This is a genomic window from Chryseobacterium gregarium DSM 19109, assembly GCF_000430845.1.
Taxonomy (GTDB): domain Bacteria; phylum Bacteroidota; class Bacteroidia; order Flavobacteriales; family Weeksellaceae; genus Chryseobacterium; species Chryseobacterium gregarium.
Genome location: NZ_AUMU01000008.1, coordinates 214,668 through 238,669 on the forward strand (window position 1 = coordinate 214,668; position 24,002 = coordinate 238,669).

26 protein-coding genes are annotated in these 24,002 nt (G+C 39.1%); 8 read left to right on the top strand and 18 right to left on the bottom strand.

Going from position 1 to position 24,002, the window contains the following annotated elements:
- Positions 1-24 precede the first annotated feature (24 nt).
- The 8 genes from fabG (at position 25) to H561_RS0110785 (ending at position 10,259) form a co-directional block, all read left to right on the top strand.
- Complete coding sequence (gene fabG, locus H561_RS0110750; RefSeq protein ID WP_027387007.1) at positions 25-756, top strand: 3-oxoacyl-ACP reductase FabG; 732 nt, start codon at positions 25-27, stop codon at positions 754-756.
- Positions 757-888: 132 nt separating this feature from the next.
- Entirely contained in the window at positions 889-2,109 is a 1,221-nt protein-coding gene (locus tag H561_RS0110755) for a beta-ketoacyl-[acyl-carrier-protein] synthase family protein (protein WP_027387008.1), read from the top strand.
- Between the two features lie 4 nt (positions 2,110-2,113).
- A complete protein-coding gene (locus H561_RS0110760) occupies positions 2,114-2,368 on the top strand; it encodes an acyl carrier protein (protein ID WP_027387009.1) in 255 nt (84 codons plus the stop codon).
- Positions 2,369-2,489: 121 nt separating this feature from the next.
- Positions 2,490-3,374: an LpxL/LpxP family acyltransferase gene (locus H561_RS0110765; protein WP_027387010.1), complete on the top strand. Its 885-nt coding sequence runs from the start codon at positions 2,490-2,492 to the stop codon at positions 3,372-3,374.
- 212 nt (positions 3,375-3,586) lie between these two features.
- Positions 3,587-5,125 (top strand): phytoene desaturase family protein, encoded by a 1,539-nt coding sequence (locus H561_RS0110770; protein ID WP_027387011.1) that lies wholly within the window; start codon positions 3,587-3,589, stop codon positions 5,123-5,125.
- Positions 5,103-6,905, top strand: coding sequence for a C45 family peptidase (locus H561_RS0110775; protein WP_081411655.1), 1,803 nt, complete (start codon positions 5,103-5,105; stop codon positions 6,903-6,905). The genes H561_RS0110770 and H561_RS0110775 overlap by 23 nt, the downstream gene beginning before the upstream one ends.
- A gap of 216 nt (positions 6,906-7,121) precedes the next feature.
- Positions 7,122-8,216: a hypothetical protein gene (locus tag H561_RS0110780; protein WP_027387013.1), complete on the top strand. Its 1,095-nt coding sequence runs from the start codon at positions 7,122-7,124 to the stop codon at positions 8,214-8,216.
- 30 nt (positions 8,217-8,246) lie between these two features.
- The gene (locus tag H561_RS0110785; RefSeq protein WP_027387014.1) at positions 8,247-10,259 is read left to right on the top strand and encodes an FG-GAP-like repeat-containing protein; all 2,013 of its coding nucleotides are present in this window, start codon (positions 8,247-8,249) and stop codon (positions 10,257-10,259) included.
- Between the two features lie 64 nt (positions 10,260-10,323).
- Here the strand turns inward: H561_RS0110785 and H561_RS0110790 are convergent, their stop codons facing one another.
- The 18 genes from H561_RS0110790 to H561_RS0110875 form a co-directional block, all read right to left on the bottom strand.
- On the bottom strand, positions 10,324-11,496 hold the full coding sequence (locus tag H561_RS0110790) for a DUF2062 domain-containing protein (protein ID WP_027387015.1): 1,173 nt from the start codon (positions 11,494-11,496) through the stop codon (positions 10,324-10,326).
- A 4-nt stretch (positions 11,497-11,500) separates the two neighbouring features.
- On the bottom strand, positions 11,501-11,977 hold the full coding sequence (locus tag H561_RS0110795; protein WP_027387016.1) for a hypothetical protein: 477 nt from the start codon (positions 11,975-11,977) through the stop codon (positions 11,501-11,503).
- Positions 11,974-12,354 carry a 3-hydroxyacyl-ACP dehydratase gene (locus H561_RS0110800; RefSeq protein ID WP_081411656.1) on the bottom strand — a complete coding sequence of 127 codons (381 nt, stop codon included), beginning with the start codon at positions 12,352-12,354 and terminating at the stop codon, positions 11,974-11,976. Before H561_RS0110800 ends, H561_RS0110795 begins: the two co-directional genes overlap by 4 nt.
- Positions 12,355-12,358: 4 nt before the next feature.
- Complete coding sequence (locus tag H561_RS0110805; protein WP_027387018.1) at positions 12,359-12,964, bottom strand: outer membrane beta-barrel protein; 606 nt, start codon at positions 12,962-12,964, stop codon at positions 12,359-12,361.
- 6 nt (positions 12,965-12,970) lie between these two features.
- Positions 12,971-13,441, bottom strand: a complete 471-nt coding sequence (locus tag H561_RS0110810) for a hypothetical protein (protein WP_228372256.1) — start codon at positions 13,439-13,441, stop codon at positions 12,971-12,973.
- A 130-nt stretch (positions 13,442-13,571) separates the two neighbouring features.
- The gene (locus H561_RS0110815) at positions 13,572-14,198 is read right to left on the bottom strand and encodes a LolA family protein (protein WP_034761971.1); all 627 of its coding nucleotides are present in this window, start codon (positions 14,196-14,198) and stop codon (positions 13,572-13,574) included.
- Positions 14,191-14,946, bottom strand: a complete 756-nt coding sequence (locus H561_RS0110820; protein ID WP_027387021.1) for a polysaccharide deacetylase family protein — start codon at positions 14,944-14,946, stop codon at positions 14,191-14,193. Before H561_RS0110820 ends, H561_RS0110815 begins: the two co-directional genes overlap by 8 nt.
- A gap of 190 nt (positions 14,947-15,136) precedes the next feature.
- The gene (locus H561_RS0110825) at positions 15,137-16,198 is read right to left on the bottom strand and encodes a beta-ketoacyl synthase N-terminal-like domain-containing protein (RefSeq protein ID WP_027387022.1); all 1,062 of its coding nucleotides are present in this window, start codon (positions 16,196-16,198) and stop codon (positions 15,137-15,139) included.
- Positions 16,195-17,394 (bottom strand): beta-ketoacyl-[acyl-carrier-protein] synthase family protein, encoded by a 1,200-nt coding sequence (locus H561_RS0110830; protein WP_027387023.1) that lies wholly within the window; start codon positions 17,392-17,394, stop codon positions 16,195-16,197. The genes H561_RS0110825 and H561_RS0110830 overlap by 4 nt, the downstream gene beginning before the upstream one ends.
- 67 nt (positions 17,395-17,461) lie before the next feature.
- Positions 17,462-17,719 carry a phosphopantetheine-binding protein gene (locus tag H561_RS0110835; RefSeq protein ID WP_027387024.1) on the bottom strand — a complete coding sequence of 86 codons (258 nt, stop codon included), beginning with the start codon at positions 17,717-17,719 and terminating at the stop codon, positions 17,462-17,464.
- Between the two features lie 105 nt (positions 17,720-17,824).
- Positions 17,825-18,364, bottom strand: coding sequence for a 3-oxoacyl-ACP synthase (locus H561_RS0110840; RefSeq protein ID WP_081411657.1), 540 nt, complete (start codon positions 18,362-18,364; stop codon positions 17,825-17,827).
- Positions 18,365-18,366: 2 nt separating this feature from the next.
- Positions 18,367-19,500 carry a beta-ketoacyl synthase N-terminal-like domain-containing protein gene (locus H561_RS0110845; protein ID WP_027387026.1) on the bottom strand — a complete coding sequence of 378 codons (1,134 nt, stop codon included), beginning with the start codon at positions 19,498-19,500 and terminating at the stop codon, positions 18,367-18,369.
- A complete protein-coding gene (locus H561_RS0110850) occupies positions 19,497-19,940 on the bottom strand; it encodes an acyl-CoA thioesterase (RefSeq protein WP_027387027.1) in 444 nt (147 codons plus the stop codon). Before H561_RS0110850 ends, H561_RS0110845 begins: the two co-directional genes overlap by 4 nt.
- Positions 19,915-21,186 (bottom strand): ABC transporter permease, encoded by a 1,272-nt coding sequence (locus H561_RS0110855; RefSeq protein WP_027387028.1) that lies wholly within the window; start codon positions 21,184-21,186, stop codon positions 19,915-19,917. The genes H561_RS0110850 and H561_RS0110855 overlap by 26 nt, the downstream gene beginning before the upstream one ends.
- Positions 21,173-21,931, bottom strand: coding sequence for an ABC transporter ATP-binding protein (locus H561_RS0110860; protein ID WP_027387029.1), 759 nt, complete (start codon positions 21,929-21,931; stop codon positions 21,173-21,175). The genes H561_RS0110855 and H561_RS0110860 overlap by 14 nt, the downstream gene beginning before the upstream one ends.
- A 2-nt stretch (positions 21,932-21,933) precedes the next feature.
- On the bottom strand, positions 21,934-22,929 hold the full coding sequence (locus tag H561_RS0110865; RefSeq protein WP_027387030.1) for a BtrH N-terminal domain-containing protein: 996 nt from the start codon (positions 22,927-22,929) through the stop codon (positions 21,934-21,936).
- A 150-nt stretch (positions 22,930-23,079) separates the two neighbouring features.
- On the bottom strand, positions 23,080-23,484 hold the full coding sequence (locus H561_RS0110870) for a hypothetical protein (RefSeq protein WP_027387031.1): 405 nt from the start codon (positions 23,482-23,484) through the stop codon (positions 23,080-23,082).
- Positions 23,485-23,490: 6 nt separating this feature from the next.
- A complete protein-coding gene (locus H561_RS0110875) occupies positions 23,491-23,934 on the bottom strand; it encodes an ABC transporter permease (protein ID WP_027387032.1) in 444 nt (147 codons plus the stop codon).
- Positions 23,935-24,002: the final 68 nt, after the last annotated feature.

The window sequence follows — 24,002 nt, forward strand, 5'->3', positions numbered from 1 at the left end:
AAAAACTAAAAACAGACAGAACACATGAAATGTGCAATCATAACAGGAGGCTCAAGAGGTATCGGAAGAGCCATCTGTATAAAACTGGCAGAAGAAAAAAAATATCATATCTTAATCAACTACACTTCAAATGAAGCTGCAGCAAGAGAAACCTTGGCTCAGGTCGAAGAGTTGGGATCTACCGGGGAAATTCTTAAATTTGATGTAGGAAATGCGGAGGAAACCCAAAATGTTCTAACAGAATGGCAGGAGGCTCACCTTGAGGATATTGTTGAAGTGATTGTAAATAATGCCGGAATTACACGGGACGGCTTATTTATGTGGATGCCGATCGAAGACTGGAACTCGGTGATCAATACCAGCTTAAACGGGTTTTTCAATGTGACCAATTTTTTTATTCAAAAACTGTTGCGTAACAAATACGGCAGAATTATCAATATGGTTTCTGTTTCCGGAGTGAAAGGGACAGCGGGCCAGACCAATTATTCTGCGGCAAAAGGCGCATTGGTAGGCGCTACAAAAGCGCTGGCACAGGAAGTAGCCAAAAGAAACATTACGGTGAACGCCGTGGCACCCGGCTTCATCAGGACCGATATGACCCAGGAATTCAATGAAAATGAATTAAAAGCAATGATTCCTGCGAACAGGTTCGGAGAAGCTGAAGAAGTAGCGGATCTCGTAGCATTCTTAGCTTCAGGAAAATCTTCGTACATTACGGGAGAAGTGATTAATATCAACGGAGGAATCTATTCGTAATAATCTAACAATGTAATGATTTAACAATGTACCAATGGATTCTTCATTTCATTCAGAATGACAGAGGTTATAATTGTCACATATTTAAAATTGTTACACTGTTAAATTGATAAATTGTTACATTTATTTAACATGGAAAACAGGGTTGTCATTACCGGAATGGGAATTTATTCCTGCATCGGAACTTCTTTGCAGGAAGTAAAAGAATCTCTCTATCAGGGGAAATCCGGAATTGTTTTAGTGAATGAAAGAAAGGAATTCGGTTTCAGGTCAGGGCTTAGCGGCGTAGTTCCGAAACCGGACTTAAAAAATCTTCTGAACAGAAGGCAGCGCATAAGCATGGGCGAAGAAAGCGAATATGCTTATATTGCTACCCTGGATGCCCTAAAACAGGCAAATATTGATCAGGATTTCCTGGATCATAACGAAGTCGGAATTTTATACGGAAACGACAGCGTTTCCCAGGCGGTGGTAGAATCTATTGACATAGCAAGAGAAAAAAAAGATACGACTTTAATAGGGTCCGGCGCTATTTTTAAATCCATGAACTCTACCGTTACCATGAATCTCTCCACCATTTTTAAACTGAGAGGGATTAATCTCACCATCAGTGCGGCATGCGCCAGCGGTTCTCATTCTTTGGGACTGGCTTATATGATGATCAAAAATGGCTTCCAGGATATCATTGTCTGTGGTGGGGCTCAGGAAACCAATAAATATTCAATGGCAAGCTTTGACGGTCTGGGCGTTTTTTCCGTAAGGGAAGATGAACCTCAGAAAGCTTCAAGGCCTTTCGATTCAGAACGGGACGGTCTGATTCCAAGCGGCGGGGCGGCATCACTAATTGTTGAGAGCCTGGAGTCAGCACAAAAGAGGGAAGCAAATATTATTGCCGAAATTGTCGGTTACGGATTTTCTTCAAACGGAGGCCATATCTCTACTCCCAATGTGGACGGTCCTGCTTTGGCTATGGATCGTGCTTTGAAGCAGTCCGGCTTAACGGCTGAAGATATCGATTATATTAATGCACATGCAACCTCCACGCCGATTGGCGATGCCAATGAAGCCAGGGCGATTTACGAAATCTTCGGCAGCGGGGTTCCGGTAAGCTCCACCAAATCGATGACCGGCCATGAATGCTGGATGGCAGGAGCCAGTGAAGTGATCTATTCCATTCTGATGATGCAGAACAATTTCGTGGCACCAAATATCAATCTGGAAAATCCTGATGATGAGGCTCAAAAGATAAATCTGGTCGCTGAAACAAAAAGTCAAAAAATTGATGTATTTTTGTCGAATTCTTTCGGATTTGGGGGAACCAATTCCGCATTAATCGTTAAAAAATTTAAATAAAAACATGGAAAGGGAAAAAATTGTTGCGGTTGTCAACGACTTTTTGATTAATGAATTTGAAGTCGATGGCGATGAAATCAGCAATGAAGCTAATTTTAAAAAGACACTGGGCTTAGACAGCTTGGATTATATTGATCTGGTCGTGGTGATCGAATCTAATTTCGGAGTAAAATTGGGCGAGGCGGATTTCAAACAGATCATTACTTTCGAAGACTTTTATTCAACGATCGAAAACAAACTCGCTGAAAAAAACGCATAACTATCGACAAAAATTTACTTTAAATTAAATATAACAGTATACCAATTTAACAGTTGACCAATACTTTTTAAGTCAAGATCACTTGTCAGACTGTTAAATTGATACATTGCTCATTGATACTATGAACAAATGGAAAGGGAAATCTAAAGGCACTATCTTAGGATATAAGATATTCGTATGGTGCATTAGAAATATCGGGATCCGGAGTTCATATATAGTGCTTTACTTTGTGGCTGCCTACTATTTCCTATTCGAGAAAAAAAGCAATCAGTACATTTCCTATTATTTTAAAAGACGGCTGGGCTATTCATATTGGAAAACAAAAATCTCAGTATTCAGGAGCTATTTTACTTTCGGTAAAGTCCTGATCGATAAAACGGCCATTTCTGCTGGGCTGAGAGAAAAATATACCTATGAGTTTGACGGTATTGAAAACCTCAGAAACCTATTGGCTGAAAAAAAAGGCGGTGTCCTGATCAGTGCCCACATCGGAAATTTTGAAATAGCGGAACACTTTTTTGCAGATATCGATTTTGACTGCCAGATCAATCTGGTGACTACAGACCAGGAAGTTACGGTGATCAAAGAATATCTGGAAAGCGTTTCGGTTAAGAAAAGCAATATCAAATTCATTTATGTGAAAGATGACATGTCCCATATTTTCGATATCAATGAGGCACTGTCTAACAATGAACTGATCTGTTTCACCGGTGACCGCTATTTTGAAGGCTCAAAGTATCTTGAAGGAGATTTGCTTGGTGAAAGCGCGAAATTTCCTGCCGGCCCTTTTCTTATTGCTTCCAGGCTAGGCGTTCCCGTAGTCTATGTATATGTGATGAAGGAAAAAAATCTTCATTATCACTTATATGCAAGAGTAGCACAGAGTGTTAAAAAGCGGGATGCGCAGGGACTTCTCCATTCCTATACCCAAAATCTTGGATCCATGATCAGGAAATATCCTCTTCAATGGTTCAATTACTTTGATTTTTGGGATGATATTGATTAAATTTCCTACTTTTACTTGCAGAAAAACTAATATTTAAACTTATAACATCAGGATTGATTTAAAATGAACGGTCAGATTTACAGATGTATTTTACTGCCATCCAAATAGTTTTTATCATTTTACTGAAACCTGAGTGCTGTCGGTACGTTCCAAATAGTATAAAAGGACGATATAATTTTAATTCTCAATTTTAAAAGAAAACACACTGCTCCTTGAAAAAAGAATTTGATATACTGGTAATCGGCAGCGGATTGGGCGGGCTTGTTTCGGCTCTTATTTTGGCGAAAGAAGGCCTGAAAGTCTGCGTCCTGGAGAAAAACAACCAGTACGGCGGAAATCTGCAAACCTTTTCCCGGGACAAGCTTATTTTCGATACCGGTGTTCATTATCTGGGCGGGCTTTCGGAAGGCCAGAACCTCCACCGGTTTTTTTCCTATCTGGAAATCATGGATAAACTGGAGCTTCAGAAAATGGATGAGGACGGATATGATAAAATTACTTTCGGAGATGATGAGATTGAATATCCCCACGCCCAGGGCTATGAAAATTTTGTTGAGCAGTTATCGCAATATTTTCCTGAAGAAAAAGATAATTTAAAGAATTACTGTGAAGAAATACAAAGGGTCTGCAGTCAGTTCCCAAGATATAATGTAATAGGGAAAGACCATTATAAAGAAGAAATTCTCCATCTGAATACCAAAAGGTTTATTGACTCGCTTACTTCAGATAAAAAACTGCAGGCAGTGCTGCTGGGGTCCAATTTTCTATACGCAGGCAATTCTGAAAATGTCCCGTTTTACGTGCATGCGCTGACGGTAAACTCTTATATTCAGAGTGCTTATAAATGCTTGAGAGGCGGAAGCCAGATTTCTAAATTGCTGATCAGAAAACTCCGTCAGTACGGTGCGGAAATTCACAAGCATTCTGAAGTTTCCCAATTGATTTTTGATGCGCATCATCACATAACAGGAGTTGAAACGAAAACAGGGAAAAACTATTCTGCGAAACAGTTTATTTCCAATATTGAAATCCGCTCCATGATCCGGATGATTGGTGAGGATCGCCTGAAGAAATCCTTTCTGAACAGGATTCTGAGTTGGGAGCCCGTCTCTTCATGTTTCAGCGTTTATTTTGTATTAACGCCTCATACCATTCCGAATTTTAATTATAATATATATCATTTCTCAACAGATGAACTGGTTTGGAATGCCTACCGATACAGCAAAGATGCCTGGCCGGAAACCTATATGCTGTCTTCTGCACCCTCAAAACTTCATCCCGGGTTTGCGGAAAGCCTGACAGCTATTTCTTATATGGATTTTGATGAGGTTAAAGAATGGGAAGAAACCTTCAATACGGTAACGGATGAACAGCAAAGGGGAGCATTGTACGAAAAATTTAAAGCGGAAAAAGCAGATAAAATGATGGATGCTTTAGAGAAGAAAATCCCGGATTTACGGAAGTCTGTTAAAAGCGTTTATACTTCTTCACCTTTGTCTTACCGGGATTATATCGGAAGCTTTGAAGGAAATATGTACGGTTACATCAAAAGCTCGGAAAATCCTTTAAAAACAATGGTTTCACCGCGGACAAAGATTGATAATCTGTTCCTGACGGGTCAGTCAGTCAACATGCACGGCATTTTGGGATGCACCATCGGTGCTTTCAATACCTGCGCTGAAATCTTAGGAAAAGAAGTGATGGATGACCGATTAATACAAATGAGTAATGCAAATAAACGTGAACAATAATAAAAGTCAACCTGTCATTCTGGATACAAACCGCTGTTCTGTGGATACCGTCCATAAGCTAGGCCCGGAATCTCCGATTGTAAAAGGAATTTCTTTCCGTCGTCAGAATCGTCAGTACGGAAAAATAAAAGCTTTATTGTATGTATTGATCATCATTCATCTTACCTCGTGTGGGATAAGAAAATCAATACAGCATATTCCTGATGTAAAACAATACTCATTGGAAGTTCCGAAGGTCGATAAAATCAATGATTCCACTTTCCGTTTTAATCAGAATTACCTGACAAAAAATAAACAGCAGCTTTGGGAGCTGTACATTAAGGGAAACCCTTTGCAGCTGGGTTACAATAACGGTGCCCTGACACAGAATTTAATGCAGCAACAGGAGGAAATCTTTTTCTCAAAAGTGGAGGGTTTTGTGCCGTCGAAGTTTAAGCAGAAAGTACTGAGAGGCTTCCTGAAATGGTATAACCGGAAAATGTATTTAAATGTCCGTGAAGATTTTCAGGTAGAATTATACGGACTGTCGCGGTATTCCTCAGATCGGTACAATTTTATTGCTCCGGAATACCTCCGGACTTTATATCTTCACGGGGCCCACGATATCGGTCATGCCATGCAGGACCTGATGGTGGTAGGCTGTACGTCACTTGCGGTATGGAACGAAAATACGGAAGACGGTGATTTGCTGATTGGGCGTAATTTCGATTTTTATGTAGGTGATGATTTTGCCAGAAATAAAGTCATTGAATTTGTAGAACCCGAAGACGGAATCCCTTATCTGTCGGTAAGCTGGCCGGGAATGATCGGTGTGGTTTCAGGAATGAATAAAGAAGGCATTACGGTGACGATCAATGCCGGAAAATCAAAGATCCCGTTAACCGCCAGGACCCCGATTTCTTTGGTAACAAGGGAAATTCTGCAATATGCTGCAACAATTGATGAAGCGGTTGCCATTGCCCGAAAGAGAAAAGTTTTTGTATCCGAGTCCATCCTGGTGGGAAGTGCACATGATAAAAATGCGGTGATTATTGAAGTTTCCCCGGATAATTTCGGAGTCTATAAAGTTGAAAACACAAGCAGGGTTTTCTGTACGAACCATTTTCAATCCGACGCTTATAAATATGATAAAAGGAATCAGAAGCATAAAGCAGAAAGCCATTCGGAATACCGTTATGAAAAGCTTCAGGAACTTTTAGAGGAAAATAAAAAGCTGGATCCTGAGAAAATGGCTTCAGTTTTAAGAAATACATCAGGCCTGAAAGGAGAGAAGATAGGCTATGGAAATGAGAAAGCGATCAATCAGCTGTTGGCACATCACGCCGTCATCTTTTCACCTCAGAAAAAATTAGTCTGGGTTTCATCAAGCCCTTACCAGCTCGGTGAATTTGTCTGTTATGATCTGAATGAAATTTTTTCTGACAAAAGATTAAAAAGCGGTGGGTTTTCAAAATCGGATCTCAATATTGCCAAAGACCCTTTTGCAGATTCTCAGGAATTTAAAAATTACGAAGAATATAAAAAATTGAGCTCTCAAATTGAAGAGGCAGTTAATGATAAAGAAGAAACGCTTTCAGAAGAATATATCAATCATTATATAGACTTGAATCCCGATTTCTGGTATGTTTATTTTCTGGCGGGGAAGTTTTACTTCAGCAGAAAAGATTACCTGAAAGCCCTGCCCTTATTTGAAAAAGCGTTAAATAAGGAAATTACTACAGTGCCGGACAGAGAGAATATTGAAAAATATGTAAAGAAGACCTTAAAAAAACTGAAATAATCAGATGGCTTAAGGACATTTTTGAATGTATGCACGCTGGTGTTTTTCCAACAATCTTAATTTCTAATTTGCTAGTATTTTTATTCTTTTTTTGAAAATTGTATTTTAATTATGGCTATATTTTATATTATTTTAAATGAATTGCTGTTTTATTGATGGATTGTTTTTATTTAAAGTAAATTTATTATTATATTCGCTTTCTTAAATCGTTAATGGATGAAAAAAATCTACCTCTTGTGTATTCTTTGTTTCCTGTTTATTTATTCCTGTAAAAATGATGAAAAAATTGAAAGTGTTGAACCTGAAAGCTTGTTCGTAAATTTTAATATTGATGCGGTTCCGTATTCAAAATTATCAACCTATGCATTTTTTAAGGGAGCGCTTAAAAACCTGGCCCCCAATTCAAAAGTACTTCCTTACGAACCGGCAAGTTCTCTTTTTACGGACTATGCATTGAAGAAAAGATTTATATGGATGCCGAACGGAGTGAAAGCAAGCTATAACGGAGATGATCAATCATTAAATTTTCCTGTAGGCACGGTTTTAATTAAAAACTTTTATTATAATACCATACAGCCGGGCAATACAACAAAAATAATCGAGACGCGATTAATGATTAAAAAATCAAGCGGCTGGATCTTCGCTGAATATTTATGGAATGATGACCAGACCGAGGCAGAACTGGTAACCGGAACTGATTTTACCAGCGGGAGTTCCAAGAATATCACTTTCAGAAAAGAGAATAGCGAGGTAATGAATATAGACTACAGAATTCCTTCGGAAACCGAATGCCTGGCATGCCATAAACTCGATAACAAACCTGTTCCGATCGGGGTAAAGCCGCAAAACTTAAATGTTGCATACAATTATCCGAACGGTCTGAAAAATCAGTTACAGAAGCTCGTTGATGAAGGCTATCTCCAAAGTTACCCTTCCAATATTGTTTCTACGGTAAATTATAAAGATACAGGTAAACCTGTGGATATACGTCTGCGTTCTTATCTTGATATCAATTGTGCCCACTGCCACCAGGAAAATGCGCGCTGTGATTACCGGGCGATCCGCCTGAGCTTCAGCCAGACAGCGAACCTGTCGAAAATGGGTGTTTGTGTCATGGCAGATGAGCCTATAGACCCTTCGCTGGAGAGAATTGTTACGCCGGGTAACCCTGCCAAATCGGTGATGCATTTCAGACTCAACTCTACAGAGGAAAGCAACAGGATGCCTTTATTGGGAAGAAGAATCGTTCATGATGAAGGCGTAGAACTTTTAAAACAGTGGATCAATACTTTAAATCAAAATTGTCCGTAAAAAATAACAACTTAATAACCAGTAGCTTAAATGAAAAAAAAATTATCACTTTTCGTGGTTATGCTCAATATCACATGGGGAACCGCTCAATTAACCTGCGCCACCGCAGTCAGCCTTGCTCCGGGAACGGTCGTGGCTCCGGCTGTTACGGGAGATGCTCCTACAATAGCCTGCCTGCTGGGCACCTTGGGTACAAAAGGCTTATGGTATAAATATACTGCAACGGCAAATAAAGCAGTGACGGTTTCCACGTCTTCCGCAGGACAGAATGCAGATACCCGTATGATGGTATTTACAGGAAGCTGTGGTGCCCTAAGCTGCCTTGCTGCCAATGATGATTATACAGGAGAATTTTCTCAGGTAACTTTTGATTCATCTGCCGGAATGACTTATTATATCGTATTTGACAATAAGTATTCATCTTTGGGATTTAATATTAATCTTTCTGAAGTAACCGTTGTTCCGGGTAGACTGTCTTTCAATTCCCAGCCCGTCAATGCTGCCGGATCTTTTAACAATTGTGTGGTGGATATGAACGGAGATTATCTCGATGATATTGTTTCCGTGGTGAGTACAACACAGATGGTCATTTCTTATCAGCAGCCCGGTGGAGGGTTTAATAATGTTGCGTATACGGTTCCTTCTACCATCATAACTCCATCTTGGAGTATTGCCGCAGGAGATTATGATAATAATGGTTTCAATGACCTGGTATACGGTTCAGGAAGCGGAATTGCTTTTGTAAAAGCTAATGCAGACGGGACAGCGTATACTTCTGACAGAAAAACACAATCTTTTTTAGTCCAGAGAACCAATTTTATCGATATCAATAATGACGGGAAACTGGATGCTTTCATCTGTGATGACAATGCTCCGAACCGATATTATATGAATGACGGCACCAATATGAACCACAACCAGGGCGGCATGGGAGATTTCCCTTCCGGCGGAAATTACGGTTCGATCTGGATTGATTATGATAATGACGGGGATATGGACCTTTTCATTGCAAAATGTAGCGGCGGAGGTTCCGGCCCCGGAGGGAACATCGATGAGCTGCACCGAAACAACGGAAACGGGACCTTTACCAATGTTGCCACCGCAGCCAATATGGCAAATCCTGTGCAGACCTGGTCTTCCGCCTGGGGAGATTTCAATAACGACGGATGGATGGATGCGGTAGTGGGAATCAATTCTACCAACAATGGCTTGAGTAAGGTAATGAAAAATAACGGCGATGGAACATTTACAGATAAATCAACAGGTTCAGGTTATGATACGGTCAATGCTTTGAGCAGGGAATATGTTGCTTATGATTTTGATAATGACGGATTTCTGGATGTTTTGGGTGCCGGAAATACGATAATGTTCGGAAATGGTGATTTTACCTTTATCCCGAATTCCACATCTTACAGTTTAAACTCAACAAAACGTCCGGTCGGCGATCTTAATAATGACGGGTTTCTGGATATTCAGAACGGGAATACCATTCTGATGAATGCCGGAAATACAAATAAATGGCTGAAGGTAACGTTAAAAGGAGTTCAAAGCAACAAAAATGGGATCGGCGCAAGAGTCGAGATTTACGGAGCATGGGGAAAACAGATCCGTGATGTACAGAGTGGTACCGGATTCGGAAATATGAATACGCTGAATGCCCATTTCGGAATCGGCCAGGCTGCGGCAATCACAAAAGTTGTGGTGAGATGGCCTTCAGGTACTGTTGATACTATTTTAAATGTAACTCCCAATACAACTTTAAATGTGGTTGAAGGCTCGTTCCTGAATACCAGAGAAGTTCAGAACACTCAGGAGGCATTTACGGTGTATCCGAATCCAACCGATGACATTATCCATTTTAAAGTTCAAAAAGATTTTGTTCCGGTAAATGCTAAAATCTATGAAATGAGCGGAAGGATGATCCTGCAAACCAAAGTTGAAAGGGATTTAATTTCAATTAAGGAATTAAATTCAGGGAATTATGTATTGGTGGTAACTGATAAGAACAGTAAGAGCTATTCTCAGAAAATAACGAAAAAATAGTTTAATAGATAAAAGAATGATCATGCTGCAGAGCCGAAAGGCTTTGCAGTTTTTATTTAATGGATTAAGTATTTTCAGGGTTGATCCTGTTCAGGAAAAGAAGAACGGCAATCCATGAAACGGCAGACATCACAGTTGCTAAAATCATACTCCCGATAATGTACTGGACCAGATTATTCTTTATCAGTTCAAAATTCAGATCCTGGCTCAGAATATTGCTGTTGTCGTCAACGAAAGGAGAGCCTAAAAATAACGAGGCCGCAATAATAAAAGGGATAAAAGGCGGCAGGCTTACATTGGATGCTACAAAAGCCAGAACCTTATTCAGCTTGAAAAGTACCGAAAGAGAAATGACCAGCAGCGTATGGAATCCCCAGAAAGGAGAAAAGCCGATAAATACGCCAAGCGCAATGGAAAAGGCTTTGGTACGGTTGCTTCCGTCGCTTTCCAATACATCTTCTTTGATGAACCTCTTAAAGCTTTTTTTTTTGAAATTATTAATGAAATTCCTCGGAATAATGTACAATAAAGTGATGATGACCAATATTGTATTGAGAATGCTGATCCTCGTAAAATCTTTGAACGGCCTGAAATGGGAGACCCGCTCCGCAGGATCATATAAAACTTTGATCGGAACATTTTTTACCGGAACATGTCTCCATGCGGTTCTTACGATAATTTCAATCTCAAATTCAAATTTCGGAGTAAAATATTTTTTCGGAATTTTGTGAAGCGGGTATAACCGATAACCGGATTGGGTGTCTTCAAGCTTGATTCCTGTTTCAAACCAGAACCAGAAATTGGAGAATCTGTTGCCGAAGCTGCTTTTTTTTGGAATTCCCTCTTGCGACATGTTTCTGTTTCCGATAAGCAGAACATCTTCTTTTTCATTCAGCAAAGCCTCTGCAAAAACCGGAATGTCATCAGGATAATGCTGTCCGTCCGAATCAATCGTTATGGCATAGCGGTATCCCAATTCCTTCGCCTTTCTGAAGCCGGTTTTCAGACCGTTTCCTTTTCCCTTGTTTTCCGGTATGGTCACAATGGTAACCTGGGAATAACGGGCTAAAAGCTGAGGTGTTGAATCCGTTGACCCGTCGTTCACAACAATGATTTGATCCGTATAATCCAATATACCGTCAATTACCCTGTTCAGGGTTTTTCCGTTGTTGTAGGTAGGAATTAAAACACAGATTTTCTTTTCAGAAATCACCTGTTGTACTTCAGCACGGGTCATTATTCTATTTTAGTGCAGCTCTTTCTTCAGGCATAATCGTCTTCGACTGGGCAGCAAATCTTTTGATATAATTTTTCAGCGTCGTATTTTGTTTTCCGTAGTTGGCAAGGAGATAGGTTTTATCTTCTTTAAGGCTTCCGCGGTATCCTACAATTTTCGGGATATTTTCCTGAACGCTCATTCTTATTACCCTCAACTCGGCATTGTTTGGATTGCTCTTGATAAGAGTTTCCAGGTTTGTTGCACCGGATTTTACCATCGCCTTCCTGTTGGTTTTGGTAATTTTTGCTTCCATAATCTGTGCAGCAGCTTTATAGCCTTGTATTACAGGATCGGAACCGGAAGCTTTTTCTGCCATAGCAATGAAAGCCTCTGTGTTGGCATTTGATGAATTGGCTTTGGCATAACTGTTTCGTAAGGATTCAATACCCGACTGAAAGAAAAGGAAGAAAGCCGTAAATAATGAGAAAATAAGCTTCATGATGTTACTTTTTGATAGTTAACTGACATCTTTAGTGCAATAGTCCCGCCAAAAGAGGTGGTATTTTTTACCTTAACATGATCTTCATCTTCATTAATATCCAGTTGAAGTTCCAGCTCAGGAGTTTCGTAAGGATTGATAATCGCCATGAACTTTACATTCGAAGCAGATTTTAAAAACAATTTTTTACCGGTACATTCTTCCGTCAGTTCCTTTACGATCTGCATCATACAGACTCCCGGCGTTACAGGGTTCCCCGGAAAATGGCCTTTAAAGATGTCATGATCTTTGTTCAGCGAAATATTTGCGATGAAATTTCCGCTTTCTGTTTTTTCGTATGAATTCAAATGGTAAAAGTCTGTAAGAATGGACTGCATAAAACTATTTTTTCATGTTAAACATATAATAAACACCTGCCTGGAAAGTGATGTTGGAATGGTTGGCATTAAAATAATACACCGGAACAAATCCTTTTTTCACCCGGGCTTCAATGCCAAAGTTTTTAGTAATATCGAATCCTAAACCTGCTGTTATCCCCAAATCGATTTCATTGTCGGCCTCAAAATTTTTCTCCTCTACCAAAAATTCCAGAGTTGGCCCAAAATGGATATTGAATTTGTTGAAATAAAATTTATTTACCAGCTGAATACCCACATAACTGGCTGTAAGCATCCTTCCGTCCCAGTTATTGACATTGGTTTCAAGCTTGGTTCCCTGTCTTGAATAATTAATTTCCGGCTGCAAAGCATAAAATTTGGCAAAACGGATGTTCCCGAACAGACCGATATAAAAATCAGTTTTTGTTTTGAAATCCATATTGACACTGGCTTCGGGATAATAAGAATTATCTGCCCAGTAATAGGCATAATCTTCCTGATTGGTAAAATGCGAAAAATTAGCTCCGGTCCTGATTCCGGGATTAAAAGTTACCTGTGCAAAAGACAATCCTGAAATAATGATCGTAAGTAAAGAAATAATTTTTTTCATGCTGGATTATTGATTTTCGGTTATTTGAAATAGTTTTATCTGAATGTTGAAATCCTTATGCTCAAGACTTAAACTGTCCGCGAAGATATGTTTTTTTGCCTCAAAAGTAAAATCGATTTTTTCCTTCTTATTTTTTGTATAGATGATCTGTTTTAGCAGGCCGTTTTCTTTATTGAAGAACAGATAATGGACATCTTTACCTGTTTTCGAAAGGTAAACATTAAAATTCTCATTTTCAAAACTTTCACTGACAGGGTATTTTCTTTTTAAAAGCTGTAGGAAATCATTCTTAAGAAAATTGATAACGATTTTTTTGTCCAGATCGGGAAGGACATAATTGAGCTTAAAGTCATTGCCGGAGATTTCAAAATCAATCATGGTATTTCCGAAATCTGAAGTCAAGACTACACGATGGGTCTTTTCATTAAGTTTTTTGATGATCAGTATTCCGCTGACATGATTCTTATAAATATCCATTTGGCATTTATAAACGTAATCTTCACGGGAGGAAAAGTATAAATTCTCAACTGTTTTTTCAGAAGTGGAAACAGGTTTTATATCTGTAAGCTTATAGGTTCTGCATGAAACAAACAGGAAGAAAACCAGGCTATAAACTGAAATCTGAAGCAGAAACCGGCGCATTGATTTTGGTGTTTTTGAAAACAATATTAGTTGTATCTCCTGAAGCTTCTGTCATATTTACCTGAGAAACAGTAGCCTGATTTTTTGGAAAATGAAGTTCGATCTGCTTGATGTATTTCAGCAACTGAGAAGATTTCGGAGTAAATTTCGCCATGTTGGAAGTCCCGTTCTTAAAATAAGCTACGGAAAACTCCGGATCATTGAACATCTGGCCGTTTGAGCTTCCGACAATTAACTTATTGATCTTTTCAAACGTTTTGCTTTTTGCATCAACCGATGACTTTTTCCCCTGATCATTAATGAAAATTTTATTGTCCCTGAAAACAATGCTGTACTGATACGGCTTTGTGTATTTCCAGCTCAGCATATTCGGAGTTTTTAAGGTCATCTTTCCGTAGGTTACAATGCTTTTATCCAGAAAATCCATTTTTTTGGTCTGGGTGAAATCACTTTGCAGGGTCTTTATTTCTTTACTTTCGGATGAAACCCTTGCAACGAATGCTTTAGCTTCAGCAGCGGACATGGCTGTGTTCTGGGCAAGAAATAAGCCTGATATTAATAAAAATGCAGCGAATGCAATACGTTTAATCATTATTTTTAGATTTAATCATTGAATCAACCGTAAAGGTTGAATACTTTTTATCCTTCAAAAATAGCAATAAATTGACCAGGACGTTATATGTTTTTTCTGAAGTATCATGAAGGAGGATGATGCTTCCTTTTTTTAAGCGTTTGGTTATTTTGTGATAAATTTTTTTCTCATCTCCCGTAACGGTATCTAGGGAGCGGATATTCCAGCCGATGCTTACTTTACCGGTCTTTTTTATGGCTTTGGCAATATTAGGGTTGGTGACCCCAAACGGCGGCCTGTACAGATTCGTCTTCATGTTTCCGGTTTTGAATATTATTTCATCACACGCCTCAATTTCTTTGATCATTTTTGAAGCGGATAAAAACCCGGTATTGCTGGAGTGGGAAAATGTATGATTTCCGATGCTGTGGCCTTCAGCAATAATTCTCCGGAAGGTTTCAGGATGCTGTTCAATCTGTTTTCCGATGCAGAAAAAAGTAGCTTTTACCTCGTATTCTTTTAACAGATCTAAAAATTTAGGAGTCAGTTCAGTCGGTCCGTCATCAAAAGTGAGCGCAACTTCCCTGAGCTTTGTTCTTTTATGGGTAATGCTGTTGACAAAGTATCCCAGCTGAATATAAAAAGAGCCCCAGACTACCACCAGACAGAAAATAAGAAAGCAAAACAGATATACCCAGAAGCTTCCCTGAAACGCATAAATAAAAAGGTTACAGAAAATATAAAATATGATAAACGGATAATGCTTCATCTTGTTTAATTTAATTGAGATTCCTTTTTGTCATTCTGAAAGTATCGGAGTGAAATGAAGAATCTAATATGAATGTTGAAATTCTTCTTTCATCAGAATGACAATTACAGGGTTTGGTTGCTTTGATGAATGAAATGCCTTCGACGAAATACTTTCAAGATTTCAGGCCTTATATTACGGCATTAAAAACTTAAGCCTTTTCCAGCAAAACCAAACTGTGATCACTTCCGCCTAAATGATTGTACAGAAGAATGTTTTTAATATCCTCTTTCTTCACTGCATTAATCATCATCACTTCCGGAATTTCCTGTTTTTTAAGAATGTGGCAGGCCATAAACGTTGAAAAGCCGCTTGCCGTATTGAATTCTCCACTCAAATGCTTGTAATACAATAATGCCGAATTTTCAAATAAATCCAGAGCTTTCGTATAATAAACATCAGACCGTACGTCTCCGCTAAAGCCTAAAATAACACAATCAATATCGTTATTTGTTAAATCATTTTTAGTTAAAAAATCTGTGATAAGCCCTTGGACATCTTCTATATCCAATTGATTGATGATCTGAATATCCTTTAACTGCGCATAAGATTGTCCTGTTCGGTCTTTCCCCAAAACAAAAAAGCTGGCACCTTCGCCCCAAATGACGCCATCTGTTGTTGAGTGTAAATAATCAACGGGAAGATGTTCTTCTTTCTTAATGGTTTTGTTTAATTGGTACAGCTCCATTGTCCTGTCGGTTTGTTCATCAGTGGAACCAGCCAGAACCGTTGAAGCCTCGCCGTCATTGATCTGCAGCTTTGCATCTAAAAATGAAAACTCCAGGGAAGAAGAGGGATTCACATATGTGAAATTGTAGGCATGGCATTGAAGACCTAAAGCAATTTGTCCGGCAACCGTGTTATGCGTGGACTGAATGAAGAATGTGGGAGTCAGAAACTCTTCATTATTATTCAATACATTTTTAAGGAATTTTTCAGAGTCCTGTGAGCAGCCTATTCCTGTTCCTACGATGATCGCACCGGGATTGTCGATTCCTGCTTCTTTCAAAGCATAATGGGAAGCAACGGAGCTCATCTTCACGGTTTTAGACATTCTCCTGATCATTGCCGGCGGAATGAATTCTTTATAATTTGGCTCTATGGCTTTTAAAACCTGAGGTGAATATTGGGGCTTTAAATTTTGGAAAAAATGATCATTTAAAGTGTCCTGAACTGAGATACAGGCGGCACTGTTGATGTATACTCCGCTCATGATTTTGAGAAAATTAAAGTTGAACAGTTTCCTCCAAAACCGAATGAATTGGATAAAACGTGGTTGATGGTCTTCTCTTTAAGTTCAGTGACAGGGGTCAGGTCAAATTCCTGCATTTTTGTTTTGAAATTCAGATTCGGAAAGATGATATTGTTCCGGATGGCCAGTAATGAATATACCGCTTCAATTCCTGCTGCTGCTGCCAGCGTATGGCCGGTAAACGCTTTGGTAGAACTGAATTCCGGAACCTTGTGCTCTCCGAAAATTCTGATCATCGCAATGCCTTCCGATAAATCATTATTCGGAGTTGCCGTTCCGTGTACGTTGATGTAATCTATGTTTTCTTTGTCCAGGCCTGAGACCTTCAGGGCTTTTTCCATCGCTAAAAATGCGCCCTGGCCATTTTCCGAAGAAGCGGTCTGATGATGTGCATCATTTGCATTTCCATATCCGGAAAGATAGCCTAATACTTCTTTGTTTTCTTTTTTCACGACTTCATCAGATTCCAAAACGATAAAAGCGGCTGCTTCACCTAGATTCAGGCCTTTTCTGTCATTATCGAAAGGGGTGTTATAAGAATCCGTAAGAATCATCAAGGTATTAAAACCATTCAGTGTAAATTTTGAAAGAGAATCTGTACCACCGACAATCACCCGGTCCAAAACACCGTTTTTAATGAGTTTTGCTCCCATCATAATGGCATTTGCCGCTGAAGAACAAGCCGTACTGATGGTGGAAACCATCCCTTTTAATCCCAGGTAGTCAGCAATGATCAATGACGAGTTGCCTGCATCATGAGCATCAATATACTTCTGTTTCTCAGGAAAATCTTCGTAGGTATAGAAATATTTTTCGGTAATATCCATTCCGCCAACACTGGTAGAGGAAATCAGACCGGTTCTGTATTGATTAATATCTGAAATCGCAGCACTTTCCACGGCTTCTTTTGCGGCCATCATTCCTAATAAAGCCGTTCGTGTCGCATTATGGTCTTCATCTAACTGAAGCTTCTGCACCAGCTCCTTATTGGAATATTTTATTTCGCCTGTTTTAATTTGGCCTGCGTGACGGGTTTCAAACAGTTCAATGTCTGAGATCCCGTGTTTTCCGCTTATTAATGAACTCAGATTCTCCTCTACATTGTTACCAATGGAGGAAATAATGCCCATTCCTGTTATGGCAATTTTTTGACCCATCTTATTTTATAATGTAGCAATGTATCAGTTTAGCAATTTACCAATATTGTTACATTGTTAGATTAAATTATTTCGTTCTGTTGTCTTCAATAAACTTCGCCATCGTATCGATCGAAGTGAAAATCTCCTTTCCTTTTTTAGGATCAGCCAGTTTGATTCCGTATTCTTTGTCAAGAAGAACAATCAATTCAAGGGCGTCGATAGAATCCAAACCAAGGCCACCTCCGAATAACGGATCCGTATCTTTGATTTCTTCTACTGCAACATCTTCAAGATTAAGGACTTCAATGATTTTGTGCTTTAATTCTTCTCTTAGGTTTTCCATAAAATAAATTTCATTTATAAGATATCAATGTATCAGTTTAGCCATATAACAATGGTTCTAGCATTACTTAGAAATCGGTAAACGGGTACATTTTATATTGTCAGATTACATAGTCAGCAAATATACAAAAGCTTTGTAACTTTCCCGATACAATTCTACCCAGCCGCATAATACCTTTTCAGCCTTTCCGGACTGCAATATCTGTGCTGCATATTCATTTAAAAATTCTTCATCGAATTTATCCATTACAAAAAAAGCATTTTCCGTCTGCATTTTATGCCTGATGCTGATTTCGCCCACACAGATATTAGGTAAAGTATACACAAAAACAGCAGGGCTCGGAAAGTAGTTTTCCTGAGAATTGATGCTTTCCTGATATTTGAAATCGGTATCTAAACTGGATGATTTGTTGGCAAAAACCAATGCGGTTTTATTGTGGCTGTCATTTTTCAGAATCATTTCGGAAGCCAGAAAAGCGAGCTTGCTCAAATGATCCATTTTATGAAATTTAGGATAATTTAGTTCCAAACTTTTATAAGTTTCTTTCGCAAATTCTGAAAATGTTTCGGTTGGGGTTTCAAAAACAATTTGTCCATTAACAATTATTTTTGAATTTTCTATAGTACAAATGTCTGTTTTCTTCATCGTTAACATTTTTCCAAAACTACCGCCGCATTACATCCGCCAAAACCTGAAGCCGTTTTCAAAATATATTTGATTTCTGCAGGTTGGTTGTTTTTAATGATATTCAAAGGTTGGGAAGTACCCATTTCTTCAAAGTTTTTAGACGGAATTAATGTTCCGTGAATAGCGCTTTCCATTGAAATGATGCTTTCCAGTAAGCCGGAAGCACCCAGGCAGTGGCCGTAATACCCTTTCATACTATTAAGCGGAGCATGTTGCAGGTTCATTCTGTTAAACGCAACGGCTTCCATTTCGTCGTTATATAATGTTGCCGTTCCGTGGGCTGAAATATAATCGATCTGTTCTGCGGAAGCGTTCGCTTCCTTCATTGCATTTTGAATACTGGCAAATAATCCGTCCCCGGTTCTTGAAGGGCCGGAAATATGGTTGGCATCATTAATTGCTGAGTCTCCTAAAACTTTAAACCTAAGTTTTTCGTTTTCTGATGGAATAGAAGTGATATGAATTGCAGCCGTCGCTTCACCCAAATTAATTCCATTACGGTTTTTGTCATAGGGTCTGCAGGGCCCGGTGCCGATCGCCTGGAAGGAATTAAACCCTGAAACCACAAATTCTGAAATCTCGTCTCCGGCGATGATAAAAGCATCTTTATACTTTCCGGTCCGGATCATATTTTTAGCTACGGCAATGGCCATCACTCCTGAAACGCAGGCATTGGAAATTACAATAGGCTTTGTTTTGAATCCGAAAAAATCAGCTATTTTTTGAGCCAAATTCGAAAGGTAAGCACCTTCCGGCAGATTGGTCTGGTTTTTTAATAAACTGATATTCCCTTTTGTTGTTGATAAAATTAATGCCGTTTCCTCTGTAATAGAATATCTTTCAACCAGCGGCTTCAGGCTCAGCAGGAACATTTTTTCCAGCCTCGTAAAATCCCGGTTTGTAAAGTTTTTGTCAAATTCTTTTTCAAGGCTTGCAGTATCGATTACCGAAGCGTAAAAAGCTTCCTGGCTTTCTATGATTTTATGTAAGGCCACGCCTGATTTTCCTTCCAAAAGAGCATTCCAATTGGACTGAACATCAAAGCCCAAAGGCGTGACACAATTGTAACCGGTAATATAAATATCCTTCATCATGACAATCCCATTGTATTTTTCCAGGTCTGAAAAAAATCAGGATTATACAGGCATAGATTGTTTTCAGAATCCAGGAAAACCTGAATCGTTTCCCCGCTACAGACCAATTGATTATCCTCATTAAAAAGTTCGTATCTGTAAATCAATTTTGCGGCGGTTGAATTCACAAATGTCGTCACCACACGGAACGTTTCTCCATATTTTAAAGGAAGAAAATGTTCACATGTGCTTTTCACAATCGGGGTGACATATCCGGCTTTCTGAATATCAAGATACGTCAGGCCGTGCTGTCTCCCAAAAGCTTCTCTTCCGTCTTCGAAATAGACGATGTAATGCCCGTGCCAGACAATTCCCAGAGGATCTGTCTCGTTAAAGCGTACACGGACTTCTTCAGTACAACTTAATATGTTTTCTTTAGACTGCATTTTGTTTCCTTTCATAAAATAATGAAATAGCAACCGTGGCTATATAAAATAAAAATAAGAAAATCAGTTCCTTAGCTATTCCGCTGATGCCGCTGTTTCTTAAAATGATGTCGTAATAAGCGTTCAGCCCCCAGTTCATCGGAGAGAATTTTGCAATATTCTGCATGAATTCAGGCATTAAAAATACAGGAACCCAAATTCCGCCGATAGCCGCCAGAACAACCACTGAAGTCGCTCCAAACGGGGCCGACTGTTCCTGGGTGTCAGCAATGGTCCCTAACAAAACCCCAAAGCCGATTGCTGCCAAACCTGCAAAAATAGTGACTACAATCAGGTGAAACATCTTTCCGGTTACGTCAAACTGCGGTAAATCCATGTAAGGGAAAAGATAAATCCCTACGGCAACCATCAGTAGAAACTGGATGACACAAATGATCAGATAGGTAAATGTTTTCCCTAAAATATGCACAAAATAAGGGGTCGGACTAATTCTCGCTCTCACACTTGTCCCCTGGCTTTTTTCTTTAACCAAATTAATCGATAACGGGACAACGATAAAGAAGATAGCGAACAGTGCCCAGGCCGGAACATTATGCTGAACTGAATTCGGCATCACATCCATTTTGCCTTTTTTAGGAGTGATTTCTTTAAAACTGATTAAATTTTTGTTTTCTTCAAGATTTTCGGTGGTACCGAGCTGGTCCTGGAATGCTTTGTAAATTTTTTTGTTTTCGATTTCAAAAACCATTTTATTCACCGAATTCATCACATTGTTTTTGAAACCGATATTGGTTGCGGGATCAAAGTATAAATGAATGTCTTTGGCCTTTATCTCTACATTTTTTTTTGCAGAAGCTGAATCAGGTTCAAGTCCGAAAGAGCTTACAATAGTCTGTACCTTGGAATCAATATTTAAATTTAAATCTTTCGTTAAATTTTCAGGAATGACAATGGCCATCTGGTAATCTCCTGAAAAGACGGCATTCTGGGCAGATTTTTCATTATAATCCGTCAACAGCTCAAATGTTTTACTGTTTTCGAGTTCCTGCCGTATGCTTTTTGAAACTTCAGATTGATCTTTATCAATAAAGATGATCGGGATTTTTGAGCCTTCCAGGTTTTTAAAAGTGGAATCCTGAATCAAAGTAATGGTTACAATAAGCAGTAAAGGCATCACGAAAATAATGACAATTCCGCCGATATCCCTTTTCAGCAACAGGATTTCCTTAATGAAACTTCTCCACAATTTATACAACAACATCTCTTAATTCTTTTCCGGTTAATGAAATAAAAACGTCTTCCAGATTTTCTGCAGCGGAAACCCGGGTCACCAGTTCTTCCGGTGTTCCGGTGGCATGGATTTTTCCGTGGTCAATAATGGCAATCCGGGTACAGAATTCCTCTGCTTCCGAAAGGTGGTGTGACGTATAAATAATGCATGTCCCTTTTTTGTTCAGGTCCTGAAGGTAATCGATGATTACTTTTTTAGACTGAACGTCAACGCCTACAGTGGGTTCGTCCAGAAACAGAACTTTTGGATTGTGCAGGGTTCCAGCAATTAAATTACACCGCCGTTTCATTCCTCCGGAGAACTGTTCTATTTTTTTATCAGCGAACTTTGACAAACCCATAATTTCTAAAGATTCATCAATCGCATTTCTTAATTTTTTATGGCCTAACCCGTAAAGGCTCCCGAAAAACATCAGGTTTTCCTTGGCGGTGAGGGTAGGGTATAGTGAATACTCCTGCGGAACAATACCGATGATCTGTCTTAGTTTAAAACCGTCCTTCTGCGGTGATAGCCTGTTGATTGTGAAACTTCCTGAAGTCGGTTTTATCAATCCGGAAAGCATTGAAATTAAGGTTGTTTTCCCGGCTCCATTAGGCCCGAGGATTCCATAAATTTCATTTTTGTCAATTTTCAGAGAGATGTCATTGACAGAAAAATCTTCTGCATTTTTATATTTTTTATATAAATTTTTAATCTCAATACTTTGTTCTTCCATAATCAGATTGCTTTTCTCAGTTTTTTGTAAAAAGCTTCTTCCAGATCCGCAATATGAAGCATTGATTTTGAAAGCTTATTGTAGATGTCGCTTTTTGAGTTCCGGTTTTTATAAACTCTTGCAATATCTACGGCAAAATCCCTCCAAAGATCACCGATTGCCGTGATTTCCTTAGAAAGTTCTTTCAGCTGGTCATTTTTGAGGATCACTGCAGCTTCCTGTAAAAATGCACCATAAATAAATCTGAAGCCGCCGCCGCCGGTCCCGATTTCTTCCTGCATCCTGATCAGCTGTCCCAGATAATGGTTGGTTGTTTTAGGCCCTCTCTTTTCAGCCCATTTCGGGATATTTCTGGCCACCCAACGCATCGCTTTTATCCCGATGATAGGAACGGGAGCCAGCATATTCTTGCAGGTATCTTTAATTCCCTTTTTAATGGCTTCCTCAAGGTTTGCGTGTTCCGGAATATAGGTAGGGTAGTACATATGGCCTTTCGGCGGAAGTGCCCCTTTGGCATATCTTACTTTTTCTAGTTCTGCTTCGGAAAGGGTCGTTACATAATCCATGACGGGGTCACTGATTAAAAATTTACCGTCTTCTTTTCCGTACACTACCAGATTATGGGCATTGAAATGGAATTTATATTCTTCAGGAAAATACGTAAGATTAAAAACGCCGACCTGAAGTCCTGTCGGTATATTGTTTTCCAGATTTTTTTCCAGGGCTTTCTGAGCCTCCTGGGGATTGGCGAATTTTACCCTTTTTATTTTAATTCCCAGCCGCTTTGCCGCTTTGCTGAAAATAGCACCCGGCATAGGGCGGTAACTGAATCCGGGAGCAAAATTTACTTTTAAAAAAGGAAGGTATACAAAGAACAGCCCGGAACCGATTCCGAAAATCATAGGCTCGCTGAGCTTTAGGCCTTTGTTGAGCAGTAAATTAGAGGCAACCCCGTTTTCGCAATGTGCGGTCTGGTGGTGTTCAAAATTAATTTTCATTCGTAACTCTTGGTTTTATAAGCCGAATGAATTTTATTCATTTCATTCATAGCTTTATCTTCTTGTACGGTTAATCATCTTAAAATCTGCTTCAGAGAATTCTTTTGTCAGAACAAATGACAATTAAGAATGGTTTAAAGCATCTTTTATTTATTTACCGCTGAAGTTTTTTAATTCATCTACTGAAATTCCGAATGTATCAGCATATTTTTTCAGTACGGATTCGCTTAGTGTATTAAATATTTTGGGTTTTGTATGCCTTTTGACACGCCATTGCCACATTCCGACATAAGCTGCCAGAACCTGCAGGTCCATTTTGTTGAGTTCCATGAAATAGATAATCGGACTTACTGTATTGTTGGCGACATTTTGTTTTGCTTCCTCGATTCTTTCACTGATCAGCTCCATTGACTCATCCAATGCTGCCTTTTTGGCGTCCCAGCCGATGCTTTGAGCTGTTGTATAATTATCATTTTCATCAGTCACATACAAAACTTCTGTCATGTTGGCTGACTTCAGATTGCTCTCATCCTGAGGTAGATCTTGTTTTTTCATTGTTTATCAGTGCTTTACTTCTTGGATGAACAGGTTAATGTCGGCCCGGATTAACAGCTCATCATGATTAAAGGTCTCACAGAAAATGTGACATATATTTTCGAATTGAGAAATCAATGATGCTTTTGAAATAATCTTGTCACCTACTTTAGGCAATGCAAAAACTTCAATCTTTTTGATATTGGTAATAAAACCGATCACCTTCGTGTCGGCTTCAGGATTTTCAAAGAAACTTTGCCCCAGAATTGCAGAACAGGTCTGGGCTAGGTTTTCAATTAAGCCCGCTTCAACAAACTCATTATGGTGGACAAAAATATTGTCTTCTGAGATTTCAAAGGAAGTCACCACTTTTTCTTGGGTTAATTCCAGGATATAATCTGTCATCAGCATCGGTTCCCGATGCGGGAGAAAATTATGGATGTTGACGATGTTTTCTTCCTTGATTTCCATTTTTATTTTTTAATCATAAAGACCGAAAAGTTTTTTCTAAAGCTCGTTGATCTCACAACATACAGGTT

Bases quoted from the DNA above. Each gene is read 5' to 3' on its own strand.
- H561_RS0110785 (WP_027387014.1), top strand. From the start codon at position 8,247: ATGAAAAAAAAATTATCACTTTTCGTGGTTATGCTCAATATCACATGG.
- H561_RS0110765 (WP_027387010.1), top strand. From the start codon at position 2,490: ATGAACAAATGGAAAGGGAAATCTAAAGGCACTATCTTAGGATATAAG.
- H561_RS0110830 (WP_027387023.1), bottom strand. From the start codon at position 17,394: ATGGGTCAAAAAATTGCCATAACAGGAATGGGCATTATTTCCTCCATT.
- H561_RS0110840 (WP_081411657.1), bottom strand. From the start codon at position 18,364: ATGAAGAAAACAGACATTTGTACTATAGAAAATTCAAAAATAATTGTT.
- H561_RS0110860 (WP_027387029.1), bottom strand. From the start codon at position 21,931: ATGGAAGAACAAAGTATTGAGATTAAAAATTTATATAAAAAATATAAA.
- H561_RS0110855 (WP_027387028.1), bottom strand. From the start codon at position 21,186: ATGTTGTTGTATAAATTGTGGAGAAGTTTCATTAAGGAAATCCTGTTG.
- H561_RS0110790 (WP_027387015.1), bottom strand. From the start codon at position 11,496: ATGACCCGTGCTGAAGTACAACAGGTGATTTCTGAAAAGAAAATCTGT.
- H561_RS0110815 (WP_034761971.1), bottom strand. From the start codon at position 14,198: ATGATTAAACGTATTGCATTCGCTGCATTTTTATTAATATCAGGCTTA.
- H561_RS0110800 (WP_081411656.1), bottom strand. From the start codon at position 12,354: ATGCAGTCCATTCTTACAGACTTTTACCATTTGAATTCATACGAAAAA.
- H561_RS0110845 (WP_027387026.1), bottom strand. From the start codon at position 19,500: ATGATGAAGGATATTTATATTACCGGTTACAATTGTGTCACGCCTTTG.
- H561_RS0110850 (WP_027387027.1), bottom strand. From the start codon at position 19,940: ATGAAAGGAAACAAAATGCAGTCTAAAGAAAACATATTAAGTTGTACT.
- H561_RS0110875 (WP_027387032.1), bottom strand. From the start codon at position 23,934: ATGGAAATCAAGGAAGAAAACATCGTCAACATCCATAATTTTCTCCCG.
- H561_RS0110870 (WP_027387031.1), bottom strand. From the start codon at position 23,484: ATGAAAAAACAAGATCTACCTCAGGATGAGAGCAATCTGAAGTCAGCC.
- H561_RS0110820 (WP_027387021.1), bottom strand. From the start codon at position 14,946: ATGAAGCATTATCCGTTTATCATATTTTATATTTTCTGTAACCTTTTT.
- H561_RS0110780 (WP_027387013.1), top strand. From the start codon at position 7,122: ATGAAAAAAATCTACCTCTTGTGTATTCTTTGTTTCCTGTTTATTTAT.
- H561_RS0110795 (WP_027387016.1), bottom strand. From the start codon at position 11,977: ATGAAGCTTATTTTCTCATTATTTACGGCTTTCTTCCTTTTCTTTCAG.
- H561_RS0110835 (WP_027387024.1), bottom strand. From the start codon at position 17,719: ATGGAAAACCTAAGAGAAGAATTAAAGCACAAAATCATTGAAGTCCTT.
- H561_RS0110805 (WP_027387018.1), bottom strand. From the start codon at position 12,964: ATGAAAAAAATTATTTCTTTACTTACGATCATTATTTCAGGATTGTCT.
- H561_RS0110825 (WP_027387022.1), bottom strand. From the start codon at position 16,198: ATGAGCGGAGTATACATCAACAGTGCCGCCTGTATCTCAGTTCAGGAC.
- H561_RS0110755 (WP_027387008.1), top strand. From the start codon at position 889: ATGGAAAACAGGGTTGTCATTACCGGAATGGGAATTTATTCCTGCATC.
- fabG (WP_027387007.1), top strand. From the start codon at position 25: ATGAAATGTGCAATCATAACAGGAGGCTCAAGAGGTATCGGAAGAGCC.
- H561_RS0110810 (WP_228372256.1), bottom strand. From the start codon at position 13,441: ATGGATATTTATAAGAATCATGTCAGCGGAATACTGATCATCAAAAAA.
- H561_RS0110760 (WP_027387009.1), top strand. From the start codon at position 2,114: ATGGAAAGGGAAAAAATTGTTGCGGTTGTCAACGACTTTTTGATTAAT.
- H561_RS0110775 (WP_081411655.1), top strand. From the start codon at position 5,103: ATGCAAATAAACGTGAACAATAATAAAAGTCAACCTGTCATTCTGGAT.
- H561_RS0110865 (WP_027387030.1), bottom strand. From the start codon at position 22,929: ATGAAAATTAATTTTGAACACCACCAGACCGCACATTGCGAAAACGGG.